The organism is Shewanella sp. SM23, assembly GCF_025654295.1.
GTDB classification, from domain to species: domain Bacteria; phylum Pseudomonadota; class Gammaproteobacteria; order Enterobacterales; family Shewanellaceae; genus Shewanella; species Shewanella oncorhynchi.
Genome location: NZ_JAKKRM010000040.1, coordinates 1 through 5,315, shown reverse-complemented (window position 1 = coordinate 5,315; position 5,315 = coordinate 1). Strand labels below are relative to the sequence as shown.

The following is a 5,315-nucleotide window of genomic DNA, read 5'->3' as shown; positions in this document are numbered from 1 at the left end:
TTAGCTGGGTATAAATATCAAAGTTTTGCGTTCTGGCGCCTATTGGGGGGGCCTTTTCTGTACCTGAGTCATGTGTGCCAGGTATAGAAATTTTGTCTAATGTTAAACTTTTATTTAGTGCACTCATCCAATTATTTGTACTTACGTGAGACATATTATTCTCCAATTTTGGCTATCTGTCGAAATAATATCTGATAGGCTATAACTAACAAATAATAGCCTATCAGTAAGTTTCTTATATGGACGAACTAATTTAGTATAATAGTTCTAACCATCTGTTCGGCTTTATTTGATAAGACTTAAGGTGCTGTGTACTTACCTGTCATACTTGATTTAGTATCAGAATTGTCCATTTGGAATAAGAATAACTCTACTGTGGTATTTGAACCACTAATTAATGCAGCTATAGAACCGGAACCAACTTGATTGTGCTTTAAAATGTCGAGGATTAGTTGGCCACTCGCAGTAATAGCGCCTACGGGATTCTCTGTAACTACATTTTTTACAATCTTTAACGTATCTTTGGCTAAGCCTTCAGCATACTTTAGGTCTACAGTGCCCCCCCACGTCACACCGATCATGTCCTTCGAGCCAATCCACCAGTTATTATTGCTTAAATAACTACCTTGCCCTAAAAGGAAATCGTCGATAGTATATTTAGTGCCATTAACGGTAAGGGTTAACTTTCCACGTACTGCAAAATTCAGTTCTGCAGGTTGGTGATCGTTAAATGTTTTAGCTATGACCCCACCTCCATGCGTGTTGTTCATAAACCAATGCGAAACATCGCTTGTTTTATGACGGCCAGCTTTTACTACTAGGGTTTTCCCGTGGCAAGTAACGCCTTCATAAGGTTGGCCATGGCTAATGCAATGATCCTTTTCAGTAAAGGAAACGTCTGATAGACCTTCAATATTAAATACAAACTCATTATCGTGAATTTTAATTCCCATTATATTATTATCCTTTATTATGATGACTTTCTAACTAACTTAGGGTATGAAGTATTCTTACCGAAAAAGATGTTAAACAATCTCAAGTGGTGAGTTACCTCAATAACAAAACTAGCAAGATAATCAATTAACGCAATACTACTTTAGAGCTATTTAATATAATTATTAATATTTAGTTAGGAATGTTAGTTCTGTCGTTATCTGACATTTCGCCGCATCAACTTTAGCGTGCTAGAACCATTACATACGAGTTAAGCTGCAAAGAATTAAAACATTCCCATGGTGATGTTTTATAAGCCGGATTCCAGAAATTATATTATAATTCTAGTCAAAAAATTACGATCTAAATCCGAAGTCACCAGAAAATATTAAACACTATAATTGACTTTACCAAGACTACAGTATAATTAATAATAATTTAAAGTCTTAATTAAATGGAGCGCTGTACTGTAATAACGTTTGGGGAAAATCAATGGATAAACATAAAGAGAAGATAGTTTTTAAAAAAAAATTGATATATTGACTAGGGTCTGTTGATCTTTGTTGTACAAATGTTATTCAACAATATATCGGCAGCCACATTAACATAAACGCCAGTGACACCATACTGGCGTAATTTCTTGCTGACTTGTCATATCTTATTGATATTGCTAGATAGTGTTTAATTCTTCCAAAAGCATTCTCCACTAAATATCGATACCGATATAAGCACCCATCGACTCTTTCTTGAGGTGTATTCTTATAGCGGCGCCTGGCTTTGTTTTCTAAATAGGTTGAACTAAAAACCGTAGCCGCAGAACTGATCGGCATCGCCTATCAACTTACCCATCAACCGTGTCAAAACCTCGCTATAAAACAACACACTGGAAGCAATACAACCAAGCCTTAATCAACCGCGGTTCGCTTACCTTCTGGATTGATGAGGAGGTAATTGCTAAGTGGAAAGTCAAGGTTCAAAATTAGATTCTATTATTCTCTCTGAAATAGGTTACGACACATTTAGGGACTGCTTAGAAACAGAACAGACTTTCATCAGTCTGTTCTGTTATGAGCGTGGAATTTAAATCAAGAAGTCTTCGATTGAACGGCCATTTTCAATTTGCAGTTTGAATACAGTTGGCATTCTACCTTGTCCTATCCAAGTGACGGTTTCGCCCTCAACGACAATTGAATATTTAGCTGGACGTGGTGCTCTTGCACTTTTTACTTTTGCAGTAACACCGCCAAGATCATCAAGTGACAAGCCTGCAGACTCAATCATCTTCTGAAGCTCTGCAATTTTCGCGATACGCTCAGCATTTGCTTCAGCTTCAGCATTCGCTTCTTCTTCTCTTTCAGCAACGATCTTCCCTAACTTTTCGTACACATCTTTTAGTTCTGCAACAGATAACTCTTTAACAGAAGCTTTTAAACGACGAGCATGTGTTAAAATCTCTAAAAATTCAGACATTGTATTTCCCTAATAAGTTTGTATCGCAACAATATAGCTGATTTTCAATTTGTGATGAATACACAAAACCATTCTGTGAAATTAACCTTGCACAGAAATATGAACAGCCTCACTGCAAAGTTCAACACGGTTAGGTCATATTAAGTCTAACGTAGTTACTTTCACTTGATTTCTACCTTTATATTTTGCTTCGTATAAATTTTTATCAGCTACTCCTAGTAAAGTATCGCATTTCACTGTACTACCGCTATGTTGGATATATACAATTGCACCAATACTTACTGTGACATTTCGTTTAAGAATACTTAGCTTTTCAACGCATTCTCTTAATCGCTCACAGACTAAGATACAGTTGTTCTCATTAGTATTTGGCATAAGAATAGTAAATTCCTCACCACCAAATCTTGCTATTTTATCTTGATTTCGCAGATTGTCGCTTAATGTTTTTGCTACATATTTTAACGCAATATCTCCCTCTAGATGACCATGTTCATCATTGTATGACTTAAATAAATCAATATCTACTATTGCAATTGATATCGGAACTGCAAGTTGCTTTACTCTTGAGATCTGATGATTAAACCAAAATTCAAATTGCCTTCTATTTGCAACTTCTGTCAAGAAGTCCTCTGTTGCCATCCGCTCAAGAATCATATTTATTTTATTTAATGATTTTTTTTGACGCTCTATTCTTAACTCATGTTTTTTTCTTTTATCAATACCTTGAATCTGAATTATATAATAGTTTACAGCATGATCACATACATAATAAATACTTAATAGAGCCCAAACATATCCACCAAATGCTATTTTTAATTTGACTTCTTGCTCATCAACCTCCTTTAGGATAATTAAATCACCTTCTACTTTAGAGAAATCGTTGGATATGCCAATTATTTTGGTTAGTTGCCGAAGATCAATTGAAAGTAAATACTCTTCAGAATAGCCTAAAATAGATAAAATAGATTGGTTTACCTTCACAATCTGTCCTGATTGTGTTGCCAATGCCATACCACTTTTCGTTTTATTAAAAACACTTTTAAATAAAGTATCATTTATATCATTTATATCATTTATATCATTTATATCATTTATATCATTTATATCATTTATATCATTTATATCATTTATATCATTTATATCATTTATATCATTTATATCATTTATATCATTTATATCATTTATATCATTTATATCATTTATATCATTTATATCATTAATATCATTAATATCATTAATATCATTAATATCATTAATATCATTAATAGCAGCTATATAGTTACCCATGACTTCACCTTTAATTACTTTAATTAAGAGTAGTATTTCCAGCTGTTGAAATAAAAACGCTTGCCATCTAAAAACATTGAGTGTTAATACCTTTTCTGAATAGAAACTAACTTCACCTCATAATGTACCATTAATAATTATTATAGCAGCAATATTTGTTTATAAACTAATTTCTGTGTAACAAGGAATTAGTTATACTGAAGTACTAAGATATGCACTATAAAACACTTGGCCACAAATTTAAAAGGCATGCACATTCAATGGCCCCAAAACTTCCTATTACATATATGTGCTTAGTGGTTTTTTCTACTATTTTCCTTAATATATCTTCAGTAGTATATTTAAAATCTTTGAGTGTATAAGAATCATATCCACGGCTTTATCGTGACGCATGTTAATTATATTAAATAAACACATTATTCAACTTAATATCAACCACATTAAAGTACCCATGATTTTTAGAGTATGAATCTGAAATATAGATAACCGTAATCCTTATTAATCCTCACTAAACTTATATGTTTAATTCGGAAACTGTTTTTAACTATTCATCGGTGTCTATAATAACTTTCCTATATATACTGAGCAATTACAAAGGATGAAACCGATTCATTTCGATGTTAAGTTTTAATTAAATGATTATAATTCACTCCGCCAAGATGGAAATGAGTAATAATTTATAGTTTCTCAATTAACCCCATAAAAACACACACTAATTATACTTATTATAACGATTACCTGTTCTCCTATAAACTATAAACTATAAACTATCAAATTTCAGATATCTAAATAAACTATTAAAAGTATGAGTTTAATAAACTTCATTTGATTCCTCAGCAATTAATACACTTTCATCGGTGTGCTCTTAGGGATTTTAGTATTTCCCATACGCAATTACACGTCTCATCTATACAATAGTTTTAACTCATCGCACTCACACTCTTCTAAAAGTGGCACTTTTAGTGTTTTCCATTCCACTCTAGCAAGCTAGTGTTAACCAACGTTACTGAATCAGCGACACTAAAACTCGAGCAGCATCAAGATGAAAATGCCCGCAAATAACTTTTATTTGATTTTTTTCAGACTTATATAGAACTCTTAATTTATTGACAATACTGTGTAAAATTTCAGATGGAATATAACCAGAACACTTCCCAAGCATTTTTTATAATATCATCCATGTATATTTATCTAAGTAACAGAATGTGACTGTAGAGTTTACCCTCGACGAGTGCTAGTTTAATGTTATTCCGCAATAACATTAAACTAACATAAATTTAATAAGTTCCAACCAATCTTTAGAATGATATATACCGACTAAAATGCGGTTTTACTCAGGAAAATTAACAAGTTTATACGGTTTTTTTCCTAAATAGGTTGAACTAAAACCGTAGCCGCAGATCTGAGCGGCATCGCCTATCAACTTACCCATCAACCGTGTCAAAACCTCGCTATAAAACAACCCACTGGAAGCAATACAACCAAGCCTTAATCAACCGCGGTTCACTTACCTTCTGGATTGATGAGGAGGCAATCGCTAAGTGGAAAGCCAAGGTCGAGCAACCCAAGCAAGGTCGTCCTCGTGTGTTTAGCGACTTAGCCATTACCACTGCGAGCCTTACAGG

The 5,315-nt window shown here is 33.4% G+C and carries 4 protein-coding genes and 2 pseudogenes; 2 read left to right on the top strand and 4 right to left on the bottom strand.

Features of this window, described 5'->3' with window-relative positions:
* Positions 1 to 299 precede the first annotated feature (299 nt).
* Complete coding sequence (locus tag L5L98_RS22035; RefSeq protein ID WP_263143549.1) at positions 300 to 953, bottom strand: hypothetical protein; 654 nt, start codon at positions 951 to 953, stop codon at positions 300 to 302.
* Between the two features lie 558 nt (positions 954 to 1,511).
* A pseudogene (locus tag L5L98_RS22030) lies at positions 1,512 to 1,706 on the bottom strand (IS5/IS1182 family transposase); the annotation flags it as partial.
* A gap of 81 nt (positions 1,707 to 1,787) precedes the next feature.
* On the opposite strand from L5L98_RS22030, the pseudogene L5L98_RS22025 reads away from it, so the two are divergent.
* A pseudogene (locus L5L98_RS22025) lies at positions 1,788 to 1,910 on the top strand (IS5/IS1182 family transposase); the annotation flags it as partial.
* Between the two features lie 103 nt (positions 1,911 to 2,013).
* Here L5L98_RS22025 and L5L98_RS22020 read toward each other — a convergent pair.
* Positions 2,014 to 2,403: an H-NS family nucleoid-associated regulatory protein gene (locus L5L98_RS22020; RefSeq protein WP_263143547.1), complete on the bottom strand. Its 390-nt coding sequence runs from the start codon at positions 2,401 to 2,403 to the stop codon at positions 2,014 to 2,016.
* Between the two features lie 135 nt (positions 2,404 to 2,538).
* A complete protein-coding gene (locus L5L98_RS22015; RefSeq protein WP_263143545.1) occupies positions 2,539 to 3,690 on the bottom strand; it encodes a GGDEF domain-containing protein in 1,152 nt (383 codons plus the stop codon).
* 1,437 nt (positions 3,691 to 5,127) lie between these two features.
* Here L5L98_RS22015 and L5L98_RS22010 point away from each other — a divergent pair.
* Positions 5,128 to 5,315, top strand: a 188-nt coding sequence (locus tag L5L98_RS22010) for a transposase (protein WP_263142986.1), incomplete at its 3' end; no start/stop codon positions are given.

What these genes read in the sequence shown, in the direction of transcription:
- L5L98_RS22015 (WP_263143545.1), bottom strand. Translation starts at nt 3,690, where the DNA reads ATGGGTAACTATATAGCTGCTATTAATGATATTAATGATATTAATGAT.
- L5L98_RS22035 (WP_263143549.1), bottom strand. Translation starts at nt 953, where the DNA reads ATGGGAATTAAAATTCACGATAATGAGTTTGTATTTAATATTGAAGGT.
- L5L98_RS22020 (WP_263143547.1), bottom strand. Translation starts at nt 2,403, where the DNA reads ATGTCTGAATTTTTAGAGATTTTAACACATGCTCGTCGTTTAAAAGCT.